This window comes from Pseudosulfitobacter pseudonitzschiae, assembly GCF_002222635.1.
GTDB classification, from domain to species: Bacteria; Pseudomonadota; Alphaproteobacteria; order Rhodobacterales; family Rhodobacteraceae; genus Pseudosulfitobacter; species Pseudosulfitobacter pseudonitzschiae_A.
Window position 1 is genome coordinate 2,612,950 of the sequence record NZ_CP022415.1, and the last position, 25,305, is coordinate 2,638,254.

The 25,305-nt window shown below is 58.0% G+C and carries 38 protein-coding genes; 8 read left to right on the top strand and 30 right to left on the bottom strand.

The features are described from left to right. Positions 1–6: 6 nt before the first annotated feature. Positions 7–1,317 (bottom strand): replication-associated recombination protein A, encoded by a 1,311-nt coding sequence (locus SULPSESMR1_RS12745; RefSeq protein WP_089422319.1) that lies wholly within the window; start codon positions 1,315–1,317, stop codon positions 7–9. Beyond that, entirely contained in the window at positions 1,310–2,701 is a 1,392-nt protein-coding gene (locus SULPSESMR1_RS12750; protein ID WP_089421165.1) for a trypsin-like peptidase domain-containing protein, read from the bottom strand. The genes SULPSESMR1_RS12745 and SULPSESMR1_RS12750 overlap by 8 nt, the downstream gene beginning before the upstream one ends. Before the next feature lie 118 nt (positions 2,702–2,819). On the opposite strand from SULPSESMR1_RS12750, the gene SULPSESMR1_RS12755 reads away from it, so the two are divergent. Both SULPSESMR1_RS12755 and SULPSESMR1_RS12760 read left to right on the top strand, forming a co-directional pair. After that, a complete protein-coding gene (locus SULPSESMR1_RS12755; protein ID WP_089421166.1) occupies positions 2,820–3,056 on the top strand; it encodes a hypothetical protein in 237 nt (78 codons plus the stop codon). 1 nt (position 3,057) lies between these two features. Continuing rightward, the gene (locus SULPSESMR1_RS12760; protein ID WP_089421167.1) at positions 3,058–3,513 is read left to right on the top strand and encodes a host attachment family protein; all 456 of its coding nucleotides are present in this window, start codon (positions 3,058–3,060) and stop codon (positions 3,511–3,513) included. An 84-nt stretch (positions 3,514–3,597) separates the two neighbouring features. Here the strand turns inward: SULPSESMR1_RS12760 and rplQ are convergent, their stop codons facing one another. The 18 genes from rplQ to rpmC form a co-directional block, all read right to left on the bottom strand. Continuing rightward, positions 3,598–4,014 (bottom strand): 50S ribosomal protein L17, encoded by a 417-nt coding sequence (gene rplQ, locus SULPSESMR1_RS12765; RefSeq protein ID WP_089421168.1) that lies wholly within the window; start codon positions 4,012–4,014, stop codon positions 3,598–3,600. Positions 4,015–4,148: 134 nt separating this feature from the next. Beyond that, positions 4,149–5,165 carry a DNA-directed RNA polymerase subunit alpha gene (locus SULPSESMR1_RS12770; protein WP_089422320.1) on the bottom strand — a complete coding sequence of 339 codons (1,017 nt, stop codon included), beginning with the start codon at positions 5,163–5,165 and terminating at the stop codon, positions 4,149–4,151. Positions 5,166–5,278: 113 nt separating this feature from the next. Continuing rightward, positions 5,279–5,668, bottom strand: a complete 390-nt coding sequence (rpsK, locus tag SULPSESMR1_RS12775; RefSeq protein ID WP_028957260.1) for a 30S ribosomal protein S11 — start codon at positions 5,666–5,668, stop codon at positions 5,279–5,281. Between the two features lie 15 nt (positions 5,669–5,683). After that, on the bottom strand, positions 5,684–6,052 hold the full coding sequence (rpsM, locus tag SULPSESMR1_RS12780; protein ID WP_089421169.1) for a 30S ribosomal protein S13: 369 nt from the start codon (positions 6,050–6,052) through the stop codon (positions 5,684–5,686). 480 nt (positions 6,053–6,532) lie between these two features. After that, positions 6,533–7,174: an adenylate kinase gene (locus SULPSESMR1_RS12785; RefSeq protein WP_089421170.1), complete on the bottom strand. Its 642-nt coding sequence runs from the start codon at positions 7,172–7,174 to the stop codon at positions 6,533–6,535. Further along, on the bottom strand, positions 7,171–8,541 hold the full coding sequence (gene secY, locus SULPSESMR1_RS12790; RefSeq protein WP_089421171.1) for a preprotein translocase subunit SecY: 1,371 nt from the start codon (positions 8,539–8,541) through the stop codon (positions 7,171–7,173). The genes SULPSESMR1_RS12785 and secY overlap by 4 nt, the downstream gene beginning before the upstream one ends. A 117-nt stretch (positions 8,542–8,658) precedes the next feature. Next, positions 8,659–9,132, bottom strand: a complete 474-nt coding sequence (gene rplO, locus SULPSESMR1_RS12795; protein WP_089421172.1) for a 50S ribosomal protein L15 — start codon at positions 9,130–9,132, stop codon at positions 8,659–8,661. Positions 9,133–9,719: 587 nt separating this feature from the next. Further along, positions 9,720–9,908, bottom strand: a complete 189-nt coding sequence (gene rpmD, locus SULPSESMR1_RS12800; RefSeq protein ID WP_028957254.1) for a 50S ribosomal protein L30 — start codon at positions 9,906–9,908, stop codon at positions 9,720–9,722. 2 nt (positions 9,909–9,910) lie between these two features. Next, on the bottom strand, positions 9,911–10,489 hold the full coding sequence (rpsE, locus tag SULPSESMR1_RS12805) for a 30S ribosomal protein S5 (RefSeq protein ID WP_089421173.1): 579 nt from the start codon (positions 10,487–10,489) through the stop codon (positions 9,911–9,913). Between the two features lie 114 nt (positions 10,490–10,603). Then, positions 10,604–10,963: a 50S ribosomal protein L18 gene (gene rplR / locus SULPSESMR1_RS12810; RefSeq protein ID WP_089421174.1), complete on the bottom strand. Its 360-nt coding sequence runs from the start codon at positions 10,961–10,963 to the stop codon at positions 10,604–10,606. Between the two features lie 11 nt (positions 10,964–10,974). Then, entirely contained in the window at positions 10,975–11,508 is a 534-nt protein-coding gene (gene rplF / locus SULPSESMR1_RS12815; RefSeq protein WP_089421175.1) for a 50S ribosomal protein L6, read from the bottom strand. A gap of 10 nt (positions 11,509–11,518) precedes the next feature. Beyond that, positions 11,519–11,911 carry a 30S ribosomal protein S8 gene (gene rpsH / locus SULPSESMR1_RS12820; protein WP_089421176.1) on the bottom strand — a complete coding sequence of 131 codons (393 nt, stop codon included), beginning with the start codon at positions 11,909–11,911 and terminating at the stop codon, positions 11,519–11,521. Between the two features lie 13 nt (positions 11,912–11,924). Then, positions 11,925–12,230, bottom strand: a complete 306-nt coding sequence (rpsN, locus tag SULPSESMR1_RS12825; protein WP_089421177.1) for a 30S ribosomal protein S14 — start codon at positions 12,228–12,230, stop codon at positions 11,925–11,927. Positions 12,231–12,250: 20 nt separating this feature from the next. Next, a complete protein-coding gene (rplE, locus tag SULPSESMR1_RS12830) occupies positions 12,251–12,814 on the bottom strand; it encodes a 50S ribosomal protein L5 (RefSeq protein ID WP_089421178.1) in 564 nt (187 codons plus the stop codon). Continuing rightward, positions 12,814–13,119, bottom strand: coding sequence for a 50S ribosomal protein L24 (gene rplX / locus SULPSESMR1_RS12835; RefSeq protein WP_089421179.1), 306 nt, complete (start codon positions 13,117–13,119; stop codon positions 12,814–12,816). Before rplX ends, rplE begins: the two co-directional genes overlap by 1 nt. After that, positions 13,119–13,487, bottom strand: coding sequence for a 50S ribosomal protein L14 (rplN, locus tag SULPSESMR1_RS12840; protein ID WP_011567679.1), 369 nt, complete (start codon positions 13,485–13,487; stop codon positions 13,119–13,121). Before rplN ends, rplX begins: the two co-directional genes overlap by 1 nt. Before the next feature lie 73 nt (positions 13,488–13,560). After that, positions 13,561–13,800 carry a 30S ribosomal protein S17 gene (gene rpsQ / locus SULPSESMR1_RS12845; protein ID WP_089421180.1) on the bottom strand — a complete coding sequence of 80 codons (240 nt, stop codon included), beginning with the start codon at positions 13,798–13,800 and terminating at the stop codon, positions 13,561–13,563. Between the two features lie 11 nt (positions 13,801–13,811). After that, positions 13,812–14,018 (bottom strand): 50S ribosomal protein L29, encoded by a 207-nt coding sequence (gene rpmC, locus SULPSESMR1_RS12850; RefSeq protein ID WP_089421181.1) that lies wholly within the window; start codon positions 14,016–14,018, stop codon positions 13,812–13,814. A 215-nt stretch (positions 14,019–14,233) separates the two neighbouring features. Here rpmC and SULPSESMR1_RS12855 point away from each other — a divergent pair, with 215 nt between their 5' ends. The 3 genes from SULPSESMR1_RS12855 (at position 14,234) to SULPSESMR1_RS12865 (ending at position 16,350) form a co-directional block, all read left to right on the top strand. Continuing rightward, a complete protein-coding gene (locus SULPSESMR1_RS12855; protein WP_089422321.1) occupies positions 14,234–14,986 on the top strand; it encodes an SDR family NAD(P)-dependent oxidoreductase in 753 nt (250 codons plus the stop codon). Positions 14,987–15,009: 23 nt separating this feature from the next. Next, positions 15,010–15,630 carry a 2OG-Fe(II) oxygenase family protein gene (locus tag SULPSESMR1_RS12860; protein ID WP_089421182.1) on the top strand — a complete coding sequence of 207 codons (621 nt, stop codon included), beginning with the start codon at positions 15,010–15,012 and terminating at the stop codon, positions 15,628–15,630. Between the two features lie 102 nt (positions 15,631–15,732). Continuing rightward, positions 15,733–16,350: a thermonuclease family protein gene (locus SULPSESMR1_RS12865; RefSeq protein WP_240311454.1), complete on the top strand. Its 618-nt coding sequence runs from the start codon at positions 15,733–15,735 to the stop codon at positions 16,348–16,350. 21 nt (positions 16,351–16,371) lie between these two features. On the opposite strand, the gene SULPSESMR1_RS12870 is transcribed toward SULPSESMR1_RS12865, so the two are convergent. The 10 genes from SULPSESMR1_RS12870 to rpsJ all read right to left on the bottom strand — a co-directional run bounded on the left by SULPSESMR1_RS12870 (position 16,372) and on the right by rpsJ (position 21,869). Further along, positions 16,372–16,563 (bottom strand): hypothetical protein, encoded by a 192-nt coding sequence (locus SULPSESMR1_RS12870; RefSeq protein ID WP_089421183.1) that lies wholly within the window; start codon positions 16,561–16,563, stop codon positions 16,372–16,374. 247 nt (positions 16,564–16,810) lie between these two features. Next, complete coding sequence (gene rplP / locus SULPSESMR1_RS12875; protein WP_089421184.1) at positions 16,811–17,224, bottom strand: 50S ribosomal protein L16; 414 nt, start codon at positions 17,222–17,224, stop codon at positions 16,811–16,813. A 12-nt stretch (positions 17,225–17,236) separates the two neighbouring features. Continuing rightward, the gene (gene rpsC, locus SULPSESMR1_RS12880) at positions 17,237–17,944 is read right to left on the bottom strand and encodes a 30S ribosomal protein S3 (RefSeq protein WP_028957240.1); all 708 of its coding nucleotides are present in this window, start codon (positions 17,942–17,944) and stop codon (positions 17,237–17,239) included. Then, positions 17,944–18,324 carry a 50S ribosomal protein L22 gene (rplV, locus tag SULPSESMR1_RS12885; RefSeq protein ID WP_037915861.1) on the bottom strand — a complete coding sequence of 127 codons (381 nt, stop codon included), beginning with the start codon at positions 18,322–18,324 and terminating at the stop codon, positions 17,944–17,946. Before rplV ends, rpsC begins: the two co-directional genes overlap by 1 nt. Beyond that, positions 18,321–18,599, bottom strand: coding sequence for a 30S ribosomal protein S19 (rpsS, locus tag SULPSESMR1_RS12890; RefSeq protein ID WP_028957238.1), 279 nt, complete (start codon positions 18,597–18,599; stop codon positions 18,321–18,323). Before rpsS ends, rplV begins: the two co-directional genes overlap by 4 nt. Positions 18,600–18,602: 3 nt before the next feature. Continuing rightward, entirely contained in the window at positions 18,603–19,445 is an 843-nt protein-coding gene (rplB, locus tag SULPSESMR1_RS12895; protein WP_089421185.1) for a 50S ribosomal protein L2, read from the bottom strand. A 305-nt stretch (positions 19,446–19,750) separates the two neighbouring features. After that, positions 19,751–20,047: a 50S ribosomal protein L23 gene (locus tag SULPSESMR1_RS12900; protein ID WP_089421186.1), complete on the bottom strand. Its 297-nt coding sequence runs from the start codon at positions 20,045–20,047 to the stop codon at positions 19,751–19,753. Continuing rightward, positions 20,044–20,661, bottom strand: coding sequence for a 50S ribosomal protein L4 (gene rplD / locus SULPSESMR1_RS12905; protein WP_089421187.1), 618 nt, complete (start codon positions 20,659–20,661; stop codon positions 20,044–20,046). The genes SULPSESMR1_RS12900 and rplD overlap by 4 nt, the downstream gene beginning before the upstream one ends. Then, positions 20,658–21,533, bottom strand: coding sequence for a 50S ribosomal protein L3 (gene rplC, locus SULPSESMR1_RS12910; RefSeq protein ID WP_089421188.1), 876 nt, complete (start codon positions 21,531–21,533; stop codon positions 20,658–20,660). Before rplC ends, rplD begins: the two co-directional genes overlap by 4 nt. Positions 21,534–21,551: 18 nt before the next feature. Continuing rightward, on the bottom strand, positions 21,552–21,869 hold the full coding sequence (gene rpsJ / locus SULPSESMR1_RS12915; RefSeq protein ID WP_005849850.1) for a 30S ribosomal protein S10: 318 nt from the start codon (positions 21,867–21,869) through the stop codon (positions 21,552–21,554). A 269-nt stretch (positions 21,870–22,138) separates the two neighbouring features. On the opposite strand from rpsJ, the gene SULPSESMR1_RS12920 reads away from it, so the two are divergent. From SULPSESMR1_RS12920 to SULPSESMR1_RS12930, 3 genes are all read left to right on the top strand, one after another. Beyond that, on the top strand, positions 22,139–22,597 hold the full coding sequence (locus tag SULPSESMR1_RS12920; protein WP_089421189.1) for an NUDIX hydrolase: 459 nt from the start codon (positions 22,139–22,141) through the stop codon (positions 22,595–22,597). Positions 22,598–22,676: 79 nt separating this feature from the next. Continuing rightward, on the top strand, positions 22,677–24,161 hold the full coding sequence (locus SULPSESMR1_RS12925) for an inorganic phosphate transporter (RefSeq protein ID WP_089421190.1): 1,485 nt from the start codon (positions 22,677–22,679) through the stop codon (positions 24,159–24,161). A gap of 369 nt (positions 24,162–24,530) precedes the next feature. Beyond that, on the top strand, positions 24,531–25,220 hold the full coding sequence (locus tag SULPSESMR1_RS12930; protein ID WP_089421191.1) for a Hint domain-containing protein: 690 nt from the start codon (positions 24,531–24,533) through the stop codon (positions 25,218–25,220). Positions 25,221–25,305: the final 85 nt, after the last annotated feature.

The following is a 25,305-nucleotide window of genomic DNA, read 5'->3' on the forward strand; positions in this document are numbered from 1 at the left end:
TTTTCCTCAGCTATCGCGCTTTGCACGCAGCTTGACGAAGTAATCCAGCCGCTTTTTCAGATCCCGCTCGAACCCGCGTTCGACCGGCGCGTACAGAACGGGGCGCTGCATGCCGTCAGGGAAATAGTTCTGCCCTGAAAACCCGTCTTCGGCGTCGTGGTCATAGGCATAGCCGGCGCCATATCCCTGATCCTTCATCATGCCGGTGGGCGCGTTCAGGATATGTTTGGGTGGCATCATCGAACCGGTCTTTTTTGCCGCCTGCCGCGCGGCCTTGTAGGCGACATAGGCAGCGTTCGATTTAGGCGCGAGCGCCAGATAGGTCAGTGCCTGCGCCAGCGCCAGTTCGCCCTCGGGGCTGCCAAGACGTTCGTAGGTTTCCCAGCTTTGCAGGCAGACCGCTTGGGCGTTGGGATCGGCAAGGCCGATATCCTCGACCGCCATACGGGTGATGCGGCGGGCCAGATAACGGGGGTCTTCGCCACCCTCCAGCATCCGCGCGAACCAATAGAGTGCCGCATCAGGATCGGACCCGCGCACGGATTTGTGCAGAGCAGAGATCAGGTTGTAATGGTGTTCGCCACTTTTGTCGTATTGCGCGGCACGACGCATCAGCCGCGTGGCCAGCGCATCGGGGCCAAGGGGGGCGTCGACCTTCCAGCCGCTGACCTGTTCAATCAGGTTCAACAACGCACGCCCGTCGCCATCGGCCATTTCCAGCAGGGCCTCGCGGGCCGGGCCGTCCAACGGCAGAGCAAGGTCCAGTTCCTGTTCGGCACGTTGCGCCAGTCGCTCAAGGTCTTTCAACTCAAGCCGTTGCAGCACCAAAACCTGCGAACGCGACATCAGGGCGGCATTCAGCTCAAAGCTGGGGTTTTCTGTGGTGGCACCCACCAACAGAATTGTACCGTCTTCCATATGCGGCAGGAACCCGTCCTGCTGCGCCTTGTTGAAACGGTGGATTTCATCAACGAACAGCAACGTGCCCTGTCCGTTCTGACGGCGGATGCGCGCGGCCTCGAAGACCTTCTTGAGATCCTGCACGCCGGTGAAAATCGCGCTGATCTGCACGAAATGCATGTCCGTCTCGCCTGCCAGCAGCCGCGCAATGGTGGTTTTGCCGACACCCGGAGGGCCCCAGAAAATCAGCGAGCCAAGCGTGTCGCTGTCCAGCATCACACCCAAAGGCGCGTCCGGCCCAAGGATGTGATCCTGCCCGATGACCTGATCCAGCGCCGCAGGGCGCAGACGGTCCGCCAGCGGGCGACCTTTGGCGGGGGCTTCCGGCCCGCCGGGGGTGTCAAACAGATCAGCCACCGCGCAACCGCAATCCGGCGCGCCGTCCGTCACGGATCAGACCGAAAACGAACCAGCGACCCGAGGCTTGCAAGGTTTCTGTGAATGTCTCGGGATCGGTGATGGGCACGTTGTTCAATGTCTCGATAATATCGCCGGGGCGCAGACCCGAGCGGGCGGCCGGGCCTTCGAGTTGTGTCACCACCACACCTTCGGCCTCAATTGGCAGGTTCATTTCCGCGATCACCGCAGGATTGATCCGCGCCACAGTCAAACCTGGGAAACGGGACTGTGGTCCAAAGCTTTGCGGATTGCGGGCAGGCGTGTCGGGGGCCGCGACCAGTTGTACGGCGATGTCCTGTGCCTCGCCGTCGCGCAACCGCGTAATCAGCGAGGTTTTGCCAAGTCCGGCGACCGTCATGCGATAGACCATCTCGGAGGGTGTGTTGACCGGCAGACCGTCCACTGCGGCAATCACGTCGCCCACTTCAAAACCTGCCATCAGGAACGGACTGCTGGGATGCATGCCCGATACCACAATACCGCCGACCGTTGGCAATCCAAGTGACTGCGCCATGTCAAAATCAACCGCCTGACCCGACATACCCGCCCACGGACGACCAAAGGATGTGGCTCCCGCCTGTGCCTGCTCGACAAAGCTGTGGACCAGACCGGCCGGGATCGCAAAGCCGATGCCGTTCGACCCGCCGGATTTGCTGACGATGCGGGTGTTGATGCCGATCACGCGCCCCGCCATATCCACCAGCGCACCGCCCGAGTTTCCGGGGTTGATCGGCGCATCGGTCTGGATGAAATAGCCGTGGCCCGCGCCCCCTGCCCCGCCGGACCGTGCAAGACCGGATACAATGCCGCTGGACACCGTCTGCCCCACGCCAAACGGGTTGCCGATGGCCAACACCAGTTCGCCCACCTCGACGGTGGCGCTGTCGCGCAGGGTCACAAACGGCAGGTCCCGGGCGCCATCCAGTTGCAGCACCGCCAGATCGCTGTCCTGATCGGCCAGAAGCACGTCGGCGTCGTATTCAGTGCGATCGGTCAGAACCACACGGATTTCGGTGGCCATGCCCACAACGTGATAGTTTGTCACCATCAGACCATCGGCGCTGAGGATCACGCCCGACCCCAACGAGCTTTGCACACGCGGCTCTCGTCGGCCGAAACCCTCAAAGAAGCGCTCGAAAAACGGATCTTCCATGAACGGGGTCTGGCGGCCCTCGGTCACCCATTTGGCATAGATGTTGACGACCGCCGGTGCAGCCTTGCGCACCACAGGCGCAAAGCTGAGCGATATTTCGCTCTGGCTTTGAGGCACTTCGGGCAAGCTTTGTGCCTGTACAGCCAAAGCAGTGAAAACCAACGTTGCGGCAAGGATTAGACGTCTCATGGCACCTCCGGCTTACCCTCGGGATATGCCCAGACGCGCTGGCAATTGCAAGCGTGCGTGGGAACCAGCGGCGGTCGGCATCCGTTTGGTTCATATAGATCATAAAAGGAGAGCGAGCATGGCAGACCGTCACAGATCAAGCGATGGCACCCAAGAGACCAAGGAATTTCTGGAGGATGCCGACACGCCCGCCGATCAGGGACGCTCGGGTGGCAATCTGGAACGCAAGGTCGGCACGCGCGACACACTCAAACGCGCCAAAAAAGGCGATGCAGGTGCTACGCGCGTACGTAAATCCGATGAAAAAGGCCAAGGCAACCTTGGCGGGCATCACGGCACCGGAAAGGACGACTGATATGGCAAAACTGGCAAAAGGCACTTGGATCGTTGTCACTGACAGCGAAAAAGCGCTGTTCATGCGCAATCTGACCGACCTTCAGGACCCGAATTTCGAAGTGACGGGCAGCGAAGAGCAGGACAATCCGTCAGATCGCGAACAGTCTGCCAACCGTCCCGGACGCAAACAGGACAGCGGTGTGCAGCAGCGGTCTGCGATGGATGACACAGATTGGCACGAACTGGCCAAGGATCGCTTTGCCAAGGATCTGTCCGACCTTTTATACAAAGAGGCGCATCAAGGGCATTTCGACAAGCTGATCATCGTCGCCAGCCCACAGGTGCTGGGGGTGCTGCGCGACGAGATGCATTCGGAAGTGACCAGCAAGATCGTCGCCGAAATTCCGAAAACGCTGACCAACCATCCCGTTGGCGAAATCGAGAAGATCGTCAAGGATGCACTGGAAGCAGCTTGAAGTCCGGCACATAGAAACGCAAAACGCCACCCCTCATTCGGGGCGGCGTTTTCGTATCCGGTCCTGAACGGACCGGACTAAAGATCAATCTTCGGCTTCGACTTCGACCAGACGCGCTTTGTCTGCGGCGCCTTTGGCGTCGCGATCGCGGTCTACGAATTCGATGATCGCCATCGGTGCCATGTCACCATAACGGAAACCGGCCTTGAGCACGCGCACATAACCACCTTGGCGGTCTTTGTAACGGGGGCCCAGAACTGTGAACAGTTTCTCGACAAAGGCGTCTTGCTTGAGCTTGCTGGCCGCCTGACGACGGGCATGCAGGTCGCCGCGTTTTGCCAAAGTGATCATTTTCTCGATGATCGGCTTCAGCTCTTTCGCTTTGGGCAGGGTTGTTTTGATTTGCTCATGTTCGATGAGCGAGCCGGCCATGTTCGCCCACAGCGCCTTGCGGTGCTCATGTGTGCGGTTCAGGCGGCGGTATCCACGTGCGTGACGCATGTTCGTTCTCCTAGATGTGCCCTCTACGGGCGGTTTTGCTTTGTCTGGCCCGCGATGCGTGTCTTGGGCTCTCCTTGGGGCTTCTCAGGCCCGGTCGTGGTTCAAGGCGGGGATTCCCCCGCCTTGAGGCTGTCTTAGAAGGAATCTTCGAATTTCTTCGCCAGATCCTCGATGTTGTCTGGCGGCCAGTCCTCGACGTCCATGCCAAGATGCAGACCCATGCCCGACAGCACTTCTTTGATCTCGTTCAGAGACTTGCGGCCAAAGTTCGGCGTGCGCAGCATTTCTGCTTCGGTCTTCTGGATCAGATCGCCGATGTAGACGATGTTGTCGTTCTTCAGGCAGTTCGCCGAACGCACGGACAGTTCCAGTTCGTCCACTTTCTTCAGCAAAAGCGGGTTGAACTCGAGACCGTCGTCGTCGTCCTGACGCGATGCCGATTCAGGCTCGTCGAAGTTGACGAAGATGCCCAGCTGGTCCTGCAGGATACGCGCGGCAAATGCCACAGCGTCGTCCGGCGTGATGGAACCGTCTGTTTCGATCTTCATTGTCAGCTTGTCATAGTCCAGAACCTGACCTTCGCGTGTCGGCTGCACGTCGTAGCTGACACGTTTGACAGGCGAATAGATCGCGTCGATCGGGATCAGACCGATGGGCGCATCTTCGGGTTTGTTCTTGTCAGCCGCGACATAGCCTTTGCCGGTGTTAACCGTCAGTTCCATGTACAGATCCGCACCATCATCAAGGTGGCAGATCACGTGCTCGCGGTTCAGAATCGCAATGCCCGAACTTTCCGAAATGTCACCGGCAGTGACAACGCCCGGACCTTTTGCCGAAATCGACAGGCGCTTGGGCCCTTCGACTTCCATGCTCAGGCTGACGCCCTTCAGGTTCAGGATGATGTCGGTCACGTCTTCACGGACACCGGCCACCGACGAAAACTCGTGCAGCACATTGTCGATTTGCACCGAAGTGATGGCCGCACCCTGCAGCGAGCTCATCAGCACGCGGCGCAGGGCGTTGCCCATTGTCAGACCAAAGCCGCGTTCCAGCGGCTCGGCGATGACGGTTGCCTGACGGGCCGGGTCATTGCCCGGCTTGACGTCAAGCTGTTGAGGCTTGATCAATTCAGCCCAATTTTTGTGGATCATGCGTCCCTCCATTCCTGTCTGTTCCCCATGTCCTTAAGGAGCAGACTCCCGAGGTTTCAAAAAAGCGGATCGGGGCCGCGTGCTTACACGCAGCCCCGAAAGTAAAAGTCGGCTTAGACGCGGCGGCGCTTCGGCGGACGGCAACCGTTGTGGGCCATCGGTGTCACGTCACGGATCGACGTGATGTTGAAGCCAACAGCCGCCAGAGCGCGCAGGGCGCTCTCACGACCCGAGCCGGGGCCTTGCACTTCGACTTCCAGCGTTTTCACGCCGTGGTCTTGTGCTTTTTTGCCTGCATCTTCAGCGGCCATCTGGGCAGCATAGGGTGTCGATTTACGCGACCCTTTGAAGCCCATGGTACCTGCGGACGACCATGCAATTGCGTTGCCTTGAACATCCGAGATCAGAATCTTGGTGTTGTTAAAGGAAGAGTTCACATGCGCCACACCAGCGGCGATGTTCTTACGCTCTTTTTTCTTTGTACGTGTCTTATCGCGTGCCATTGATCAGAGCCTCCCTTATTTCTTCTTACCAGCAATGGCCTTTGCGGGGCCTTTGCGAGTACGTGCGTTGGTGTGAGTACGCTGACCACGAACGGGCAGGTTACGACGGTGACGCAGACCACGGTAGCAGCCAAGATCCATCAGACGTTTGATGTTCATCTGGGTATCGCGACGCAGGTCACCTTCGACGGTGTAATTTTCGTCGATGTGCTCGCGGATTTTCAGAACTTCGGTGTCGGACAGTTCGTTCACACGACGCGATGCGTCGATGCCCACTGCTTCGCAGATGGCTTTGGCCGAAGTGTTACCGATACCGGTGATGTAAGTGAGGGCGATTGGAACCCGCTTTGCAGTGGGGATGTTAACGCCGGCGATACGTGCCACGTGTCATATTCCTTTTCGTTGCGAGCCCGTAGTTCCGGGCCCTTTTTTCACAACATAAGCCCGAAGCATCGCTGCTACGGGCCGCCGCTGATCAGGTGATCTGTTCTTGTCGGGTGCGACCCAGTCAGAACCTGCGATTCTCTTTCGAGATAGCGCTAATTATGTGTCTGAGCGCGCAGGGTCAACCCCCTGTGGATAAGGATTGCTTCACCCTTTGAAACCCCAACAGTCACAGGGGAAATAGTAATCGGGCAAGACGGTGTTGCCGGTCATCTCCGTCAATGTCACGCGACCTTGGTCATTCACCGCAATCCCCATCCGCAGATCGGTGGGGCCGTCTTGTCCGTCACGCCGTGCGTTCACTTCTGCGCGCAGTCCGGGGGCGTGAGACAGCGACGTGTCTCACTGGCAGGGCAGCATAAGATGAAAGCGTTGCCGCGAAAATCTGTTTGATGCCATGCGCCGCCCCTCTTTGTCTGCCTAGGACAGCGCCTTGTCGATCGCTGCCTTGACTTGGGAAATCTCGCCCAGACCGTCGATTTTGGTCAACATGTCTTTGGCGTAGTAATAACCGATCAGCGGCGCGGTTTTCTTGTAATATTCCATCAGACGGGTTCTGAGGCTTTCCTCGTTATCGTCTGCACGACGGCGGAAATCAGAGGCGCCACAGTTGCTGCACTTGCCATCCGCAGGTTGCGGCTTGGTGGTGTCGTTGTAGACCTCACCACAGTTGCCACAAGTTGAACGCGCGGTGATACGCGCCACCAGCGCTTCATCGTCGACTTCCATTTCGACCACGGCGTCAAGGTTCTCGCCCTCGGCGGCCAGAAGATTGGTCAAAGCATCGGCCTGTGCCAGCGTGCGTGGAAAGCCGTCAAAGATGAAACCGGACGCCTTGACCGTATTCAACTGCTCGCGGATCAGACCGATCACGATCTCGTCTGTTACCAACGCGCCACGGGCCATGACGTCGGCCACGATATCGCCCATTTCGGTGCCGCTGTCCTTGGCGGCACGCAGCATGTCGCCGGTGCTCAACTGAACCATGCCACGTTCCTCGACGAGGATGCGGGCCTGTGTTCCCTTACCCGCGCCGGGCGGTCCAAGCAGAATAATATTCATCGACGCACAGGGCTCCGTTTCTTGCGGGGTTTGCCCCCTTTGCCTTTGCCGCGCAGGTTCGATTTCTCAATAAGACCTTCATACTGGTGGGCCAGCAAGTGGGATTGGACTTGCTGGATTGTATCCATCGTCACCGACACAACAATCAACACCGATGTCCCGCCGAAATAGAAGGGAATGGCAAACTGGCCTCGCAGAATTTCTGGCAGCAGACAGACCGCCGCAAGGTAACCGGCACCCAGAACCAGAATCCGGTTCACCACATATTCCAGATACTCCGAAGTTTTCTTGCCGGGACGGATGCCGGGCACAAATCCGTTCTGGTTCTTCAGATTGTCCGCAACCTCGTCAGGTTTGAAGCTAACGTTGAACGTATAGAAATAGGCGAAGAACACGATCATCGCGACGAAGAACAGCAAGTACAGCGGCTGACCGGGGCCGAAGTTGGCCAAAAGCCAGCTCATGATCGGGTTGGTCGAGTTGCCCGAGAAGGTGCTGACAGTTACGGGCAGCAGCAACAGCGACGAGGCAAAGATCGCAGGAATAACGCCAGCGGGGTTTACTTTGACGGGCAAGTGCGACGAACCGCCATCATATACCTTCATGCCGACCTGACGCCGTGGGTACTGGATGTGGATCTTGCGCAGGGCACGTTCCATGAACACCACGAACATGATGGTCGCGATCACCATGATGATCACCCCGACAATCACCGCAGGGCTGACCGCACCACTGCGACCACTGATAAAGAACTGCGCCATAGCGGCAGGAACTTCTGCGATGATGCCGACAAAGATGATCAGAGAGATACCGTTGCCGATACCGCGTGCTGTAATCTGTTCACCCAGCCACATCAGGAACATCGTGCCGCCGACCAGTGTGATCAGACAGGCCACACGGAAATACAGACCCGGATCAGTAACCAGATCACCCGCCTCAAGGCTGACGGCAAGGCCGTAGGCCTGCAAAGTCGCCAGCGCCACAGTGCCGTAGCGGGTGTATTGGTTGATTTTCTTACGCCCCTGTTCACCTTCTTTCTTGAGCTGCTCAAGCGAAGGCACCATCGAGGTCAGAAGCTGGATGATGATCGAAGCCGAAATATAGGGCATGATACCAAGGGCAAAAATGCCCATCCGCCCCAGCGCACCGCCGGTAAACATCGACACCATGCCGCCAATGCCCTGCCCTGCACCTTCCATAAACTCGCGCAATGCCGCGCCGTCGATGCCCGGAACCGGGATAAATGTGCCCAAACGATAGACAATCAGCAGGCCCAGCGTGAACAAAATGCGGTTGCGCAGGTCAGTGGCCTTGCCCAACGCAGACCAGCTGGTGTTGGCGGCCATGTTTTCGACGGCGGATACCATATATCGGCTCTTTCTGTTGCGAAAACGCCGCCCAAGCCGTTTTCCGGCGGGCGGCGTTAAGGAAAACTCAAGGCTATGTAAGCCGGACAGCGCCGACCCACAAGGTTCGAGTAAGGTTTACTCAGCCGCTGCCGTGGTTGTGACTGTCAGCGCACCGCCAGCTTTTTCCACCGCTTCGATCGCCGATTTGGACGCGCCGGTCACTTGCAGATCCAGCTTGGACGTCACTTCGCCCTTTGCCAGAACGCGGATGCCGTCCAGCTTACGACGCACCAGACCCGACGAAATCAATACGTCTTCGGTGATCGTGGCAGAGCCGTCGATTTTCTTGGCGTCGATAAATTTCTGGATCAAGCCCAGGTTCACAACGGCATAAGATTTGCGGTTCGGTTTGGTAAAGCCGCGCTTAGGCAGACGTTGATAGAGCGGCATCTGGCCACCCTCGTAGCCGTTGATCGCCACACCCGAACGGGATTTCTGACCTTTGATACCACGGCCACCCATCTTACCGGTGCCGGACCCGGGGCCACGACCAACGCGCTTGCGTTTCTTGGTGGCGCCTTCGTTGTCGCGCAGTTCATTCAGTTTCATGTCGCTTCTCCTTTTGCCGGATGTGACCCCCAGCGACGGGAGCGGTCAAACGCGGCGTTTCATGATTCTTGTGTGCCGCAGTGATGGCCACTGGGGGCGTATAAGGGATGAGACCGGATGGGGCAAGAGGCAGTTCCCCGCGCTGCGCGCGACAGCGGCACTTGGACACACCAATGCGCTGCGCCGACATGGGGTCGGGGCAGTTCTGGGTCGTCCGGTGTCTGGAGGGAAGTGGTAGGGGCCGTAAAAGGGCGGCGCCGCCAGATCGGATGTAACGAGACAGGCTTTGGGAGCCTGCACCCTGAACGGTTCAGTGTGGCCTTTGTCAGAGGCCTCTTATCCTAAGAATGCCGGAGGGGTGTCAGCCGTTCCGGCGGGTGTTGCAACGGGAGGAGGTTTACGCCGTGACGGTTAAGGGGTGATGAGGCCTGCGTGCGGTGGTGTGCGCCCTGAACTCCACCTCAATGTCGATCTGAACCAACATCAAAGTGCGCAGAGGAATCGTAACAGAAAAACGCCCCGCAGTTTTCTGCGGGGCGTTTAATATCCAGTTGACTATCTGTCGGGCTATATACCCCGTCAGATGTTCAGCCTTTTTCTTCGATGATCTCGACCATATGCGGGATCGAGTTGATCATGCCGCGGACGGAAGGTGTGTCTTCCAGTTCGCGCACACGGTGCATTTTGTTCAGGCCCAGTCCGATCAGTGTTGCGCGCTGTTTTGCAGGGCGGCGGATCGGGGAGCCGATTTGTTTAATGACGATAGTCTTGGCCATGCTTATGCCTCCTCAACCACTTGAGCGGACGACTCGACGTTGTCTTCACGCTTGGGCAGAATGTCAGCCACTTTTTTACCACGACGTTGGGCAACCGAACGAGGCGAAGCCTCTTTCTTCAGGCCGTCCATAGTGGCGCGGATCATGTTGTACGGGTTTTGCGAACCGATCGACTTGGACACAACGTCCTTGATGCCGAGCATTTCGAAAACGGCACGCATCGGACCACCGGCGATGATCCCAGTACCTTCTGGTGCTGTCCGCATCACGACTTTGCCGGCGCCGTGGCGACCTTCCATGTCGTGGTGCAGAGTGCGGCCTTCGCGCAGCTGTACGCGGATCATCTGGCGTTTGGCTTGCTCGGTGGCTTTGCGAATAGCCTCGGGGACCTCTTTCGCTTTACCTTTGCCAAAGCCGACGCGGCCTTTCTGATCGCCTACAACAACCAAAGCGGCAAAGCCAAAGCGCTTACCACCCTTGACGGTTTTGCTGACGCGGTTGATCGCGACCAGACGGTCGGCGAATTCCGGTGTTTCTTCCCGATCGCGGCGCGGGCCACGGCGGTTTTCACGTTCTGCCATGAGAACATCCCTTTCATTGGTGGCTTGCGCCGAATGGATCAATCCTGGTGGGACATATGCCCCCGGATCATCGAAGCCGCCCCCTGCATCAGCAGGGGGCGACCTACATTGGTCTTAGATTTTCAAACCACCTTCACGCGCAGCGTCGGCCAGAGCCTTCACCTTGCCGTGAAAGAGGAAGCCGCCGCGGTCGAAGTACGCTTCTTCCACGCCTGCCTTCTTCGCGCGCTCTGCAATCAAGGAACCAACCTTGGTGGCCGCGTCGATGTTGTTTTTGCCAACAACGCCGAGATCTTTCTCGAGGCTGGAAGCCGATGCCAAAGTGACACCATTTACATCGTCGATCAGCTGAACGCTGATGTTCTTGTTCGAGCGGTGAACCGAAAGACGCATGCGCCCTGCGTTCACGCGGCGAAGTTTGTTCCGGACGCGCAGGCGGCGCTTGAGGAACAGGGTCCGTTTGCTGTTTGCCATCTGTCTGGTCCTTACTTCTTCTTGCCTTCCTTGCGGAAGATATACTCGTCTTTGTATTTGATGCCTTTGCCTTTGTAGGGCTCGGGCTTCCGCCAGGCGCGAATGTTCGCAGCAACCTGACCGACGAGTTGTTCATCAATGCCTTCGACCAAAATCTCGGTCTGCTTCGGCGCGGTAACTGTCACCCCTTCGGGCGGCAGATAATCAACGTCGTGAGACAGGCCGAGGTTCAGGCGCAGGGTGTTGCCCTGCATCTGGGCGCGGTAACCCACACCGTTGATCTCCAGCTCTTTTTTAAAGCCTTCGGATACGCCTGTGACCAAATTTGCGACCATTGTGCGGCTCATGCCCCACTGCTGGCGCGCGCGCTTGGATTTGCCACGGGGCGTGATTTTGACCACATTGTCTTCGACCGTCAGGGTCACGTCATCCGTTGCCTTGAACGAACGTGTGCCTTTAGGGCCTTTGACTTCGATCGACTGGCCGCTGACCGTCGCGGAAACACCGCTGGGCAGGCTGACCGGTTTCTTACCAATACGAGACATGAAACCCTCCTTAGAATACGGTGCAAAGCACTTCGCCGCCAACATTGGCTGCGCGTGCATTTGCATCCGACATCACACCCTTGGGTGTGGAGACAATCGACACACCCAAGCCCTGACGGACAACGGGGATGTCATTGACGCCCATGTAAACGCGACGACCGGGTTTTGAAACCCGTTTCACTTCGCGAATGACGGGTTCGCCTTCGTAATATTTCAGGCTGATTTCGATGGCCGGGTGGCCGTCAGCGCCTGTTTTTGCTTCGTAACCGCGAATATAGCCTTCGTCGGCCAGCACGTCCAAAACCCATGCACGCAGCTTGGAGGCTGGTGTCATGACTGTGGATTTGCCGCGCATCTGGCTGTTGCGGATGCGTGTCAGCATGTCTGCGATAGGATCGTTCATACCAAAGCCCTCCTTACCAGCTCGACTTGACCATGCCGGGGATCTGACCACTGGAGCCAAGATCACGCAGCGCGATCCGCGAAATTTTCAGTTTACGATAATACGCGTGCGGACGGCCGGTCAGTTGGCAACGGTTGTGCAAACGTGTGGCCGAGCTGTTGCGCGGCAGTTTCGCCAGCCTCAGAGAAGCGCGAAAACGGTCCTCCATCGGCTGGCTTTCGTCGTTGATAATCAGTTTCAGTGCGGCGCGTTTGGCGGCGTACTTTTTAACCAGGGCTTCGCGCTTTTTCTCGCGCTCGATCATGGATTTCTTAGCCATTTCTCTAATCCTTCCCGCGCTTACGAATTGAAGGGCATGTTGAAAGCTTTCAACAGCGCCTTGGCTTCTGCGTCGGTTTTCGCCGTCGTGGCGATCACGATGTCCATGCCCCAGGTTTCATCAACTTTATCAAAGTTGATTTCAGGGAACACGATGTGCTCTTTCATACCCATGGCATAGTTGCCACGGCCGTCGAAAGATTTGCCCGATACGCCGCGGAAGTCGCGGATACGAGGCATTGCAATTGTGATCAGACGGTCGAGGAATTCGTACATGCGGTCGCCACGCAGGGTGACTTTGGCACCCAAAGGCATGTCCTCGCGCACCCGGAAACCCGCGATGGATTTCTTGGCGACTGTGGTCAAAGCCTTCTGGCCTGCGATCGCGGACAGGTCTTCCTGAGCGGATTTGGCTTTCTTGCTGTCACGGACAGCTTCTGCACCACAACCGATGTTCAGGACGATTTTGTCCAGACGCGGGATTTGCATCTCGTTCTTATAGCCGAACTCTTCTTTCAGAGCAGCGCGGACTGCGTCGCGGTACTGCTCCTTCAGGCGGGGAGTGTATTTTGCGTCGTCGAGCATTAGATCACGTCCCCTGTTGTCTTGGCAAAGCGCACTTTCTTGTCGCCTTCCACTTTAAAGCCCACACGGGTGGGTTTTCCGTTTGCGTCCAGCAGAGCAAGGTTGCTCAGGTCAACCGGCATCGCTTTGGGGATGCGGCCGCCTTGGCTGGTCTGGCTTTGGCGTGTGGCGCGGATGGCGATGTTCAGGCCATCAACCACGGCTTTGTTCGACTTGGGGTCAACCGAGGCAACTGTGCCTTGTTTACCTTTGTCCTTGCCGGTGAGCATGACGACTTTGTCGCCTTTTTTTAGCTTCGCAGCCATCAGAGCACCTCCGGAGCCAGCGAGATGATTTTCATGAAGTTCTTGGCGCGCAGTTCGCGAACAACCGGGCCAAAGATACGTGTACCGATGGGCTCGTTGTTGTTGTTCAGAATGACGGCTGCGTTGCGGTCGAAACGGATGGCGGTGCCATCTTCGCGACGAACTTCTTTGGCGGTGCGAACAACGACGGCCTTGCGGACGTCGCCTTTTTTCACACGGCCGCGCGGAATGGCTTCCTTGACCGACACGACAATAATGTCGCCGACGGACGCGTATTTACGCTTGGAACCACCCAGCACCTTGATGCACTGAACACGGCGAGCGCCGCTGTTGTCAGCAACATCCAGGTTGGTTTGCATCTGGATCATTTGGTTTCTCCCGACCTTTGGGGGGCGATGCGTGCCTGATCCCCAGGGTTTCGATTAATGTTGAGAGTGTGACTCAGGCGTCAGCGCCTGCGTACACTTCCCAGCGTTTTGTCTTCGAGCGCGGCGCACATTCAATAATGCGGACTGTGTCACCGACCTTGAAGGCATTCTGTTCATCGTGCGCCCGGTATTTCTTGGACTTACGAATGGTCTTTTTCAAAACCGGGTGCGTAAAGCGACGCTCTACGTTCACGGTGATGGTTTGTTCGTTTGCGTCGGAAGTCACGACGCCTTGCAGGATACGCTTGGGCATGTCGGCCTTCCTTATTCAGCTGTAGCTGCGATGGCAGCCTTTTGGTTCAGGATCGTCTTCACACGCGCGGCGTTGCGGCGTGCGATGCGGATCAAAGCAGGGTTTTCCAGCTGGCCTGTCGCTTGCTGGAAGCGCAGGTTGAAGCTTTCTTTTTTCAGCTCGGCCAGCTTGTCGCGCAGCTGGTCCGGCGTCATGTCGCGCAGTTCTTGGGCGTTCATCCCATTTTCCTTTCAACATCACCAGTAGGCCCCTGAGGGGTGACCATGATTCTGGTGGAGTTCATGATGAAAGGTGCCAATACGCGGGATGACCCAACATGGCAACCCCTTTGCGGGATATGCCTGTCGTAATCTCGCACTGTGGCCTGCGGGCGATTGATCCCGAGGGGGGCAAGCTGGTATCGGCAAAGCAGATCTGTATTAGCGAGAACATTATGACCCAGAAAACTGCCCTTGTCACGGGTGCCGCACGCGGCATCGGCCTTGCCACCACACATCTGTTTGTCGAACAGGGCTGGCGCGTAGCTATGGTGGACCGTGACGGAGATGAGCTGGCCAATGTCGCCAAGGGCATCAACGAGGCCTCTCCTTTCGTGTGCGATGTGTCGCAGGCTGATCAAGTGGACCAGATGGTTGCAGACGTACGCACCACCTTTGGCCGGATCGACGCGGTTGTGAACAACGCAGGTGTCGCGGATTTCGGGCCGATCGAGGAAACCGATTTTGCCCGCTGGCGCCGTGTGATGGAGACCAATCTGGACGGCGTATTTCTGGTCTCGCAGGCCTGCATCCCATCGCTCAGGGAAACCCGTGGCGCGCTGCTGAACATCGCGTCGATCTCGGGGCTGCGGGCGTCGACGCTGCGGGTGGCCTATGGCACATCCAAAGCGGCCGTGATCCATTTGACCAAACAACAGGCCGCCGAACTGGGCGAATATGGCATTCGAGCCAACTGCGTTTGCCCCGGCCCTGTGCGCACCAAACTGGCGATGGCGGTGCACACCCAAGAGATTATCGACGCCTATCACGACGCGATCCCGCTGAACCGCTACGGCACCGAAAACGAGATCGCGGAGGTGATCACGTTCCTTTGCTCGGACAAGGCCAGCTATGTCACCGGTCAGATCGTCGCCTCAGACGGTGGGTTCGACAGCACCGGCGTGGGCCTGCCTGCCCTGCGCACTTAACCCTCTGTTAGAAAGTTGCCCCCATGTCCAAAATCTCATCGCTTTTCGTAACCCGCCTGTATCACGCCCAACTGTCCGAACACGCCCCCGCCATCGACGCGGATGAAATGAGCGTGTCTTGCTATGCCATCGCCGAAGATGACGAGGCGGGACAGGACTGGTGCGAAGAAAACGGCTATCCGGGGTATACGTCCTATGCGTCGTTGACGGACCTGCCTTGGCGGTTTCCGATATTTGCCGATCTGGTCAAGGCGCTGGACAAACACGTGGCGGCCTTTGCCAAGGACGCGGGTTTTGATCTGGATGGGCGCAAGCTGGTGCTGGAAGATCTGTGGATCAACATCCTGCCCGAAGGCGGCAGCCATTCGGGGCATATCCACCCCCATTCGGTCGTGTCCGGCACCACCTATGTCGCCATGCCCGAGGCCGCGAGCGCGATCAAATTCGAAGACCCCCGCCACGCAATGATGATGGCAGCCCCGCCCCGCGTTAAAGACGTGCGCGAAGAGATGAAACCGTTCATCTACATCGCGCCCGCAGTCGGTGATATTTTGCTGTGGGAAAGCTGGCTGCGCCACGAGGTGCCAATGAATATGAGCGAAGACGAGCGGGTTTCGGTGTCGTTCAACTATCGCTGGGAGTGACTTCCCGATCCTAATTGCGCCTAAGATTTAGGCGTAAAACCTTGACTGGGGGTAAAATTCCCTGAACCTCTGCATGTGAACTGTGCAGAGGTTGCGCTTAGAATGTTTGAGATCGTCCTTTTCATCCTGTTGGTTGCGGTCTCTTTTGCCTTTATTTTCAAGCCAAAGTTGAATTCAGGCAAGCGGGCTGCGCCCCCGAAAGCCCCAACACCATTGGCCCCCGCAAAGATCGAGCCGCTTGGAAGTGCAGAGCGTTTCACCAAGATGCCAGCGCCCCGGCAACCAGCACAGTCTGAACCGGCGCATCTCTATCCCCCGCAAAAACACAAGGACCACGCGCCGCCGCCACCTGTTCCGGCATCGCGGCAACTGAAGGGTCGCGCCTATGTCATCGACGGCGATACCATTGCGATTGAACGGATCAAAATCCGCCTTGCGGGCATTGACGCACCCGAACTGGATCAACCGTGGGGTCAGAAGTCAAAATGGGCGATGGTGCGTTTGTGTAAAGGCCAAACCATCCGCGTCGAACTGACAGGCGAGACATCTTATGACCGGTTGGTCGGCACCTGTTACTTGCCCGACGGGCGCGACATCGGGGCCGAGATCATCAAACAAGGTCTGGCGCTGGACGGCGGACATTATTCCAAGGGCAAGTATCGCCATCTTGAACCCGATGGCGTGCGACAAAAGCTGCGCTTTTACGGGCGCTGGCGTTAGCAGGCGCCGCTTGGCTCGGGCCTATTTTGCCTTTTCGGCGTTCTTTTTCTTGGCAAGCTTTTCCTCTTTGGTCAGCTTGTTCCCCCAGACGTTGTTGCTTAGCCCCAGATCGTCGGGCATCGGCTTGGTCTTGCCCTTTTTGATGTTGCCGCCCTTGTCCAGAAATTGCTGGATCAGCTCGGCGTCGGTGGTGGGCTTGGGGACTTGTTTCATCGCAGTGGCCTTTTTTGGGAAGCGGAACGTCGTCTGCGGCAACGGTAATTGGGTTTGGGAGCGTTGGCCAGCCTCGGTCTGACACAAGTCACAAAGGGCAGCGCACTCGAATTTCAGGCTTGGCGCTTGGAGCAAAAGAAAAAGCCCCCGCCGATTGCACGACGGGGGCTTTTATCTCTACCGGAGCGGAACGGGCATTTGCCTTGCAAATACCCTGCCTCCGCCCCGTCGCGCCAAAGCGCGACGTTTACCAGTCTTCGCGAACCACGACGCGGGTTTTAATCGGCAGCTTCATCGCAGCAAGGCGCAGGGCCTCGCGCGCAATGTCGTCGCCGACGCCGTCGATTTCAAACATCACACGGCCGGGCTTAACTTTGGCCGCCCAACGGTCGACCGAACCCTTACCTTTACCCATACGAACTTCGATGGGCTTGGCTGTGACGGGAACGTCCGGGAAAATCCGGATCCAAACACGGCCCTGGCGTTTCATGTGACGTGTCATCGCGCGGCGTGCCGCTTCGATTTGACGTGCTGTAACCCGCTCGGGCTCAAGGGCTTTGAGACCGTAGGTGCCGAAGTTCAGGTCAGACCCGCCCTTCGCCAGCCCCTTGATGGAGCCCTTGAACTGTTTGCGGAACTTCGTGCGTTTTGGTTGAAGCATCTCTATTCCCCTTTAGCGACGGCCACCAGCGCCACGGGGCGCAGGACCATCCTGGAGTTCTTGTGCTTTACGGTCACGCGCCTGCGGATCGTGCTCCATGATTTCACCTTTAAAGATCCAAGTTTTGATCCCGATGATACCATAAGCAGTTGTCGCTTCGACGTGTGCGTAATCGATGTCGGCCCGCAGGGTGTGCAAAGGCACGCGGCCTTCACGATACCATTCGGTCCGCGCAATTTCGGCGCCGCCCAGACGGCCAGCGACGTTCACACGGATGCCCAGGGCGCCCATACGCATGGCGTTCTGAACCGCACGCTTCATGGCGCGACGGAAAGACACCCGACGCTCCAGCTGCTGTGCAATGCTTTCGCCCACCAGTGCCGCGTCCAGTTCCGGCTTGCGCACCTCAACGATGTTCAGGTGCAGCTCGCTGTCGGTCAGGTTGGCCAGCTTCTTGCGCAGCACTTCGATGTCGGCGCCTTTTTTGCCGATAATCACGCCGGGACGTGCCGTGTGGATCGTAACGCGGCACTTTTTGTGCGGACGTTCGATGATCACGCGGGCGATACCGGCCTGCTTGCACTCATCCTTGATGAAATCACGGATTTTCAGGTCTTCCAGCAGAAGGTTCCCGTAATCCTTGGTGTCGGCGTACCAACGGCTGTCCCAGGTGCGGTTCACCTGAAGACGCATACCGATCGGATTGACTTTGTTACCCATCAGGCTTGCTCCTCGACTTGACGCACTTTGATCGTGATTTCGGCAAACGGCTTCATGATCTTGCCAAACCGGCCACGGGCGCGCGGACGACCGCGTTTCAGGGTCAGGTTTTTGCCAACCCACGCTTCCGCAACGATCAGTTCGTCAACGTCCAGGTTGTGGTTGTTTTCAGCATTCGCAATCGCTGACTGAAGACATTTCTTCACGTCCTGCGCGATCCGTTTTTTCGAGAACGTCAGGTCGGTCAACGCTTTGTCGACTTTCTTGCCGCGGATCATCTGTGCAACCAGGTTCAGCTTCTGAGGGCTGGTGCGCAGCATGCGGGTTTTTGCCATGGCTTCGTTGTCGGCCACGCGGCGCGGATTCTTATCCTTGCTCATTTGCGTTTCGCCTTCTTGTCAGCGGCGTGACCGTAATAGGTACGCGTCGGCGAAAATTCACCGAACTTCTGGCCAATCATATCCTCGGTGACGTTCACCGGAATGTGCTTGTGGCCGTTGTACACGCCAAATGTGAGGCCCACGAACTGGGGCAGAATGGTGGAGCGACGCGACCAGATCTTGATCACTTCGTTGCGGCCGCCTTCACGCGACGCTTCGGCCTTTTTCAGGACGTAGCTGTCGACGAACGGGCCTTTCCATACGGAACGAGACATCTATTAGCGTCCCTTCTTCTTGGCGTGACGCGAGCGGATGATCAGCTTTTGCGACGCTTTGTTTTTGTTGCGAGTGCGAGCACCCTTCGTGGGCTTGCCCCAAGGCGATACGGGGTGACGACCACCCGATGTACGGCCTTCACCACCACCGTGCGGGTGGTCGATCGGGTTCATAACGACACCACGCACGGACGGGCGGATGCCCTTGTGACGCATACGGCCAGCTTTACCAAAGTTCTGGTTGCTGTTGTCGGGGTTCGACACGGCACCGACGGTGGCCATGCATTCCTGACGCACCAGACGCAGCTCGCCGGACGACAGGCGGATCTGGGCGTAGCCACCATCGCGGCCCACAAACTGGGCGTATGTGCCTGCGGCACGCGCGATCTGACCACCCTTGCCGGGTTTCATTTCGATGTTGTGTACGATCGTGCCGATGGGCATGCCCGAGAAAGGCATCGCGTTACCGGGTTTGATGTCAGCCTTTTGGCTCGACACGATCTTGTCCGCCACTGCCAGACGCTGGGGCGCGAGAACATAGGCTTGTTCGCCGTCCTCGTACTGTACCAATGCGATAAACGCGGTCCGGTTGGGGTCATATTCGATGCGAACGACTGTGGCCGCCACGTCAAATTTATTACGTTTGAAATCGACGATCCGGTAGAGGCGTTTCGCCCCACCGCCTTTGCGGCGCATCGTGATCCGTCCGGTGTTGTTCCGTCCGCCATTTTTGGTCAGACCCTCTGTGAGGGCTTTGACCGGGCGGCCTTTCCAAAGCTCCGAACGGTCGATCAGTACCAGCCCGCGCTGGCCCGGCGTCGTCGGCTTATACGACTTAAGTGCCATGTTTGCTGTCTTCCGTTTTGCTTGTCAGCGACCAAAGTCGCCGTGGTTGTAGGGCCCCGAAGGTCCCCGTTTGGAATGTTCTTTGGCCTAAGCCTGTGCTTCGACCGAAAACAAAGGCAAAGCCCCGGACGAATCCGGGGCTGGTGCCGATGTGGTCGTTTAGGGGAGCAAAGGGACGGGGTCAAGCGGTAAGGCTTGAGAATATAGGCCACCCGTGTTTTGACCGCGCGCCCGCAGCCTTGACCGGAACAGAAAAACCCCGACCACTCGCGCAGCCGGGGTTTCCCGATACTATACCGAACGACTTACAGTCCCGAGGACACGTCGATGGTGTTGCCCTCTTCGAGGGTCACATAGGCTTTTTTGACGTCCTTCCGACGACCGGGATGGCCGCGGAAACGCTTGGTCTTGCCTTTGGTGATGGACGTGTTCACGGCCTTCACCTTGACGCCGAAGACGGCCTCGACGGCCTCTTTGATCATCGGCTTGTTGCTGTCCATCGCCACTTCGAACACAACGGCATTGGCTTCAGAAGCCATTGTTGCTTTCTCGGTGATGATCGGCTTGCGGATCACGTCGTAGTGGTTTGCTTTGGCGCTCATTTCAAACGGGCCTCCAGTGCTTCGACACCTGCTTTGGTGAGCACGAGTGTGTCACTTTTCAGAATGTCATAGACGTTTGCGCCCATCGACGGCAGAATATCCAGGCCTTCGATGTTGCGCGATGCGATCAGGAAGTCTTCGTTGACCGAAGCCCCGTCAACCACCAGTGTACGCTTCCAGCCAAGGTCTTTGACCTGTTTGGCCAGAGCGGCGGTTTTACCGGCGGCGACTGCCGCATCGATGATAACCAGTTCGCCCGCTTTCATCTTGGCGCTGAGTGCGTGACGCAGGCCCAGTTTGCGGAACTTCTTGGTCAGCTCGTGGCCATGCGAACGCGGGGTCGGACCCTTGTAGATACCACCTTTGCGGAAGATCGGCGCGTTACGGTCACCGTGGCGTGCGCCGCCGGTGCCTTTTTGGCGATAGATCTTCTTGGTCGAATAGGAGGTTTCCGAGCGGGTCTTGACCTTGTGCGTACCCTGTTGCGCATTGTTGCGCTGCCAGCGCACGACGCGGTGCAGGATGTCGGCACGTGGCTCGAGACCGAACAGGGCCTCGTCCAGATCTACCGAACCGGCTTTGGCGCCGTCCATTTTGATGACATCGAGTTTCATGCGTCACCTTCTTTCTTGTCTTCGGCGTCCGAGTTGTCGGCGTCCGAACCTTCAGCTGCGATATCGGCTTCAGCTGCTTTCAGCGCTTCGGCTTCTGCGGCGGCTTGCTCTTCGGCCAGACGCTTGGCTTCTGCTTCGGCCTCGGCTGCGGCGGCGGCGGCGGCTTCTTCAGCTGCCTTGGCGGCTTCGTCAGCAGCGGATCGCAGCGCGGCGGGCAGGATTGCACTGTCGGGGAACGGTTTTTTGACCGCATCCTTGACTGTCACCCAACCACCTTTGGAACCGGGAACGGCGCCTTTGACCATGATCAGGCCACGGTCGCTGTCGGTGCGGATCACTTGCAGGTTTTGCGTGGTGACACGGGCAGCGCCCATGTGACCGGCCATTTTCTTACCTTTGAAAACCTTGCCGGGATCCTGACACTGACCTGTCGAGCCGTGCGAACGGTGCGAGATCGAAACACCGTGCGACGCGCGCAGACCACCGAAGTTGTGACGCTTCATCGCACCGGCAAAACCTTTACCGATGGATGTGCCTGCCACGTCCACGAACTGACCTTCAAAGTAATGGTCAGCGATGATTTCCTCACCCACTGCCAGCATGGCCTCGGGATCGACGCGGAATTCGGCAACTTTACGCTTGGGCTCAACCGAAGCGGCAGCAAAGTGACCGCGCATCGCCTGGCTTGTGCGTTTGACTTTGGCTGTGCCCGCGCCGAGCTGAACAGCTGTATAGCCGTCTTTCTCGGGTGTGCGTTGGGCAACAACCTGCAATTTGTCGAGCTGGAGAACGGTTACAGGAATCTGTTTGCCGTCTTCCATGAACAGTCGGGTCATGCCGACTTTTTTCGCGATAACGCCTGAGCGCAACATATGATTACCCTCCTACGCTTACGATTGCAGCTTGATCTCGACGTCCACACCGGCGGCCAGGTCGAGCTTCATCAGCGCGTCCACGGTCTGGGGAGTCGGATCAACGATGTCCAGCAGGCGCTTGTGCGTGCGGATCTCGAACTGGTCACGGGATTTCTTGTCAACGTGGGGACCACGCAGAACGGTGAATTTTTCAATCTTGTTCGGCAGCGGAATGGGGCCGCGAACCGAAGCGCCTGTGCGCTTCGCGGTGTTGACGATTTCCTGAGTGGAAGCATCAAGCACCCGATAGTCAAACGCCTTGAGGCGAATGCGGATGTTTTGGCTTTGTGCCATGTGCATATCCCTTGACTTGGGATTTCAACGGATTGGAGGAATGGCGCTCATCGTCACCCCTCGTCGCGTATTGTGTAGAACCAAGAAGGGCACGCATAGGCGCACCCTTCTGATAATCTGGGCCGTTTACGAGGAGTCGTGTGCAAATGCAATGGGCATCTTGCAAAAACTTGCGCGCAAAATCGCCCCTGTCCGGGGTCAAATTTGCATAATCCAGCCAGCACGCTATATAAAGCAAAAAAAACAAGAAGATCGCTGAGCAGTTTGATATGTTTGAAGTCCTGAAGAATATCTGGGGTCATACCCTGGCCCCAATGTTGCAGCGCCCCCGGCGGTTGCAAGTAGCGGCCCTGTGCCACCGCACCAAGGGCAGCAACACCGAGGTTTTGTTGGTCACCAGCCGCGACACGGGGCGCTGGATCATCCCCAAAGGCTGGCCGATCCGCGGGCTGAAATCATCCGAGGCCGCCTTGCAAGAAGCATGGGAAGAAGCCGGAGTGCGCAACAGCAAGGCAATCGAAGCCCCTATCGGCACCTATACCTATGACAAACGCCAGAACACAGGTTGGGATATGCCGGTGGAAACGCTTGTGTATTCCGTAGCCGTCACCGAGCTGAGCGAAGATTTCCCCGAAGCGCATGAACGCACGCGCAGATGGGTGTCGCCAAACGATGCTGCCAACATGGTTGCCGAGCCCGAGTTACAGATGATTTTGCGCCAACTGTAACGACGCTTCATGCCTAGCTGCGCTTGATCACAGGCGACGCATGAGGCAAGTACGGTCAATTGCAAAAGGGATCGGACACATGAGCGACACAGAAGGCGATCCGCGCCACCTTGAAACACTTGACCGCGATCTTGCGCGTTTTTCCAATGTGGAGCTTGCGGCACTGTATGTGTCACGTCCGATGGTCAGCACCGGCATCGCACTGATCTTTGTAGTGATGGCCGGATTGGCTGCGGCGTTGTTCTTTGGTCAGGCCAACAATTCGGTTATTGTCGTCGTTGCCGCTTGCCTCGGCGCCTATATGGCGCTGAACATTGGCGCCAACGACGTGGCCAACAACATGGGCCCCGCAGTGGGCGCCAACGCGCTGACAATGGGCGGGGCGATTGCCATTGCCGTTGTTTTCGAAAGCGCAGGTGCGTTGCTGGCAGGTGGCGACGTCGTGTCGACCGTCGCCAAGGGTATCATCGCCCCTGAAAGCATGGGCACCGCCAACGCCTTTATATGGGCAATGATGGCCGCGCTGCTGTCGGCAGCGCTTTGGATCAATCTTGCCACATGGATTGGTGCTCCTGTGTCCACCACGCATTCCGTTGTGGGCGGCGTGATGGGCTCAGGTATTGCCGCCGTGGGTTTTGCCGCCGTGAACTGGCCCACGATGAGCAAGATTGCCGCCAGTTGGGTGATCTCGCCGGTGCTGGGCGGGGCTGTGGCCGCACTGTTTCTTGCCCTGATCAAATCCCGCATCATCTACCGCGAAGACAAGATCGCAGCTGCGCGCGTCTGGGTGCCGGTTCTGGTGGGCGTCATGGCGGGTTCCTTTGCCAGCTATCTGGCGCTTAAAGGGCTGAACAAAGTCATCAAGATTGAAATTTACACCACGCTGCTGATCGGGTTGGGCATCGGTCTGGTCACGTGGGCGGTTATGATCCCGCTGATCCGCAGGCAATCCGAGGGGCTGGAGAACCGCAACAAGTCGCTAAAAGTGCTGTTCGGTATTCCGTTAATCGTTTCGGCGGCCTTGCTCAGCTTTGCGCACGGGGCCAATGATGTGGCCAACGCCGTTGGGCCACTTGCCGCAATCGTTCAGGCCTCGGGCACGGGCAACTTTACCGAGGCTGTCAGCATCCCGACATGGGTGATGGTCATGGGAGCCTTCGGGATCTCGTTCGGACTGTTCCTGTTCGGACCAAAGCTGATCCGCTTGGTCGGCGGTCAGATCACCAAGCTGAACCCGATGCGCGCCTATTGCGTCGCGCTATCGGCAGCGATTACGGTTATCGTGGCCAGTTGGCTGGGCCTGCCTGTCAGCTCAACCCACATCGCGGTGGGCGGCGTTTTCGGCGTCGGGTTCTTCCGCGAATGGGACGCCGAGCGGCGCATCCGAAAAGCCAAAGTCGCAATGCCCGACCGCGCCAGATTTGCGCCAGAAGAACGCCGCCGCCGCAAGCTGGTTCGCCGCTCGCATTTCATGACGGTCATCGCCGCTTGGGTCATCACCGTGCCCGCTGCGGCCACACTGTCTGCAGTGATCTTTTTTGGCATCCAAAGCGTGGCCGGTTAACCACGTCTTGCGCCCCGCATTACGAAATTGATTCGTGGGCCGAAACACACCCGGAACGCGAAAACAGAACAGTGGGGCCACATCGTCACGATTGATCCGATGCGGGAAACCGACCAGCAAAAACAGGCTCTGTTTTTGTCCCTTTCAGGGGAATAGGGCGATCTTCGGGTCGCCACACTTTCCCCGTGCGTGTACTCTTGCCGCACCGGTCCACCATCGGGCGCTCTGCAGGGGGCATCATCCCGATGGTGATGCCCCGGTCACGGCTGGGCCCCTCACACCAACCGCCAGGCCGCAATGACGTGAATACGCATCGCCCGGCAGCCCAAGGCTTTGCCGGGCCATCCTCGAACCAGTGGAGCCTCAGCGATGACCAAACAGAGCACACCTGATCAGAACCATGCCGGCACAGGCCCGGAAATGCCGGACGCCATGAAAATGACCACCGTTCCCGACCTTGAACGCCGCATGGTCAGCTTTACCCCCGGCACCCGTATTTCCACCCGGAAAGGGCTTGTCGCTGTTGAGAACCTCGAGGTCGATGACGAAGTGATCACCCGCGAACGTGGCTATCAGCCGATCCGCTGGATCGGCTCCAGCCAGTTGACCGCCGCTGAGTTAAACCAGAACCCGCAGTTGCAACCTGTGCTGGTCCGCAAGGGCGCACTGGCGAAAAAGCAACCGCTGTGCGACACCTTGTTGAACCCGAACCAGCGGATCCTGATCATCAACGCCGAAGATGATCCGCACGACGCGCCCGAAGGGTTAGTGGCCATCAGCGCCTTGCAGGACCGTGACGGGGTCGAACGTGTCGCGGCGTCCGACGTCACCTATATCCATCTGGTGTTTGACCTGCATCCCGTGGTGATGGGCGACGGAGTGTGGTCGGACAGCTTTCAGCCCGGAAATACCAAGGCTCGCCACAAGAGTGACCGAGGGCAAGTAGTGGACCTGTTTCCTGAACTGACGCCAATGTCTACCAACAGTGAACCCGTCTGCGCCCAAGCCGCCGCCGAGAAAGAATACGCACAACGCCTGTCTGGTCAGTCGCAAGAGTAAACACCCACAGCCCCGGCAGGCACTGGAATACAAAAAAGGCCGCAGCTAGTGCTGCGGCCTTTTCTATTGAAGCGATGGCGGGCCA

Excerpts from the sequence above, each read along its gene's own strand:
- SULPSESMR1_RS12750 (WP_089421165.1), bottom strand. The coding sequence starts at position 2,701 with ATGAGACGTCTAATCCTTGCCGCAACGTTGGTTTTCACTGCTTTGGCT.
- SULPSESMR1_RS12755 (WP_089421166.1), top strand. The coding sequence starts at position 2,820 with ATGGCAGACCGTCACAGATCAAGCGATGGCACCCAAGAGACCAAGGAA.
- SULPSESMR1_RS12760 (WP_089421167.1), top strand. The coding sequence starts at position 3,058 with ATGGCAAAACTGGCAAAAGGCACTTGGATCGTTGTCACTGACAGCGAA.
- rplQ (WP_089421168.1), bottom strand. The coding sequence starts at position 4,014 with ATGCGTCACGCACGTGGATACCGCCGCCTGAACCGCACACATGAGCAC.
- SULPSESMR1_RS12770 (WP_089422320.1), bottom strand. The coding sequence starts at position 5,165 with ATGATCCACAAAAATTGGGCTGAATTGATCAAGCCTCAACAGCTTGAC.
- rpsK (WP_028957260.1), bottom strand. The coding sequence starts at position 5,668 with ATGGCACGCGATAAGACACGTACAAAGAAAAAAGAGCGTAAGAACATC.
- SULPSESMR1_RS12785 (WP_089421170.1), bottom strand. The coding sequence starts at position 7,174 with ATGAATATTATTCTGCTTGGACCGCCCGGCGCGGGTAAGGGAACACAG.
- secY (WP_089421171.1), bottom strand. The coding sequence starts at position 8,541 with ATGGTATCCGCCGTCGAAAACATGGCCGCCAACACCAGCTGGTCTGCG.
- rplO (WP_089421172.1), bottom strand. The coding sequence starts at position 9,132 with ATGAAACTGAATGAACTGCGCGACAACGAAGGCGCCACCAAGAAACGC.
- rpmD (WP_028957254.1), bottom strand. The coding sequence starts at position 9,908 with ATGGCCAAGACTATCGTCATTAAACAAATCGGCTCCCCGATCCGCCGC.
- rpsE (WP_089421173.1), bottom strand. The coding sequence starts at position 10,489 with ATGGCAGAACGTGAAAACCGCCGTGGCCCGCGCCGCGATCGGGAAGAA.
- rplR (WP_089421174.1), bottom strand. The coding sequence starts at position 10,963 with ATGGCAAACAGCAAACGGACCCTGTTCCTCAAGCGCCGCCTGCGCGTC.
- rplF (WP_089421175.1), bottom strand. The coding sequence starts at position 11,508 with ATGTCTCGTATTGGTAAGAAACCGGTCAGCCTGCCCAGCGGTGTTTCC.
- rpsH (WP_089421176.1), bottom strand. The coding sequence starts at position 11,911 with ATGAACGATCCTATCGCAGACATGCTGACACGCATCCGCAACAGCCAG.
- rpsN (WP_089421177.1), bottom strand. The coding sequence starts at position 12,230 with ATGGCTAAGAAATCCATGATCGAGCGCGAGAAAAAGCGCGAAGCCCTG.
- rplE (WP_089421178.1), bottom strand. The coding sequence starts at position 12,814 with ATGCTCGACGACGCAAAATACACTCCCCGCCTGAAGGAGCAGTACCGC.
- rplX (WP_089421179.1), bottom strand. The coding sequence starts at position 13,119 with ATGGCTGCGAAGCTAAAAAAAGGCGACAAAGTCGTCATGCTCACCGGC.
- rplN (WP_011567679.1), bottom strand. The coding sequence starts at position 13,487 with ATGATCCAGATGCAAACCAACCTGGATGTTGCTGACAACAGCGGCGCT.
- rpsQ (WP_089421180.1), bottom strand. The coding sequence starts at position 13,800 with ATGCCCAAGCGTATCCTGCAAGGCGTCGTGACTTCCGACGCAAACGAA.
- rpmC (WP_089421181.1), bottom strand. The coding sequence starts at position 14,018 with ATGAACGCCCAAGAACTGCGCGACATGACGCCGGACCAGCTGCGCGAC.
- SULPSESMR1_RS12855 (WP_089422321.1), top strand. The coding sequence starts at position 14,234 with ATGACCCAGAAAACTGCCCTTGTCACGGGTGCCGCACGCGGCATCGGC.
- SULPSESMR1_RS12860 (WP_089421182.1), top strand. The coding sequence starts at position 15,010 with ATGTCCAAAATCTCATCGCTTTTCGTAACCCGCCTGTATCACGCCCAA.
- SULPSESMR1_RS12865 (WP_240311454.1), top strand. The coding sequence starts at position 15,733 with ATGTTTGAGATCGTCCTTTTCATCCTGTTGGTTGCGGTCTCTTTTGCC.
- SULPSESMR1_RS12870 (WP_089421183.1), bottom strand. The coding sequence starts at position 16,563 with ATGAAACAAGTCCCCAAGCCCACCACCGACGCCGAGCTGATCCAGCAA.
- rplP (WP_089421184.1), bottom strand. The coding sequence starts at position 17,224 with ATGCTTCAACCAAAACGCACGAAGTTCCGCAAACAGTTCAAGGGCTCC.
- rpsC (WP_028957240.1), bottom strand. The coding sequence starts at position 17,944 with ATGGGTAACAAAGTCAATCCGATCGGTATGCGTCTTCAGGTGAACCGC.
- rplV (WP_037915861.1), bottom strand. The coding sequence starts at position 18,324 with ATGAGCAAGGATAAGAATCCGCGCCGCGTGGCCGACAACGAAGCCATG.
- rpsS (WP_028957238.1), bottom strand. The coding sequence starts at position 18,599 with ATGTCTCGTTCCGTATGGAAAGGCCCGTTCGTCGACAGCTACGTCCTG.
- rplB (WP_089421185.1), bottom strand. The coding sequence starts at position 19,445 with ATGGCACTTAAGTCGTATAAGCCGACGACGCCGGGCCAGCGCGGGCTG.
- SULPSESMR1_RS12900 (WP_089421186.1), bottom strand. The coding sequence starts at position 20,047 with ATGAGCGCCAAAGCAAACCACTACGACGTGATCCGCAAGCCGATCATC.
- rplD (WP_089421187.1), bottom strand. The coding sequence starts at position 20,661 with ATGAAACTCGATGTCATCAAAATGGACGGCGCCAAAGCCGGTTCGGTA.
- rplC (WP_089421188.1), bottom strand. The coding sequence starts at position 21,533 with ATGTTGCGCTCAGGCGTTATCGCGAAAAAAGTCGGCATGACCCGACTG.
- rpsJ (WP_005849850.1), bottom strand. The coding sequence starts at position 21,869 with ATGGCACAAAGCCAAAACATCCGCATTCGCCTCAAGGCGTTTGACTAT.
- SULPSESMR1_RS12920 (WP_089421189.1), top strand. The coding sequence starts at position 22,139 with ATGTTTGAAGTCCTGAAGAATATCTGGGGTCATACCCTGGCCCCAATG.
- SULPSESMR1_RS12925 (WP_089421190.1), top strand. The coding sequence starts at position 22,677 with ATGAGCGACACAGAAGGCGATCCGCGCCACCTTGAAACACTTGACCGC.
- SULPSESMR1_RS12930 (WP_089421191.1), top strand. The coding sequence starts at position 24,531 with ATGACCAAACAGAGCACACCTGATCAGAACCATGCCGGCACAGGCCCG.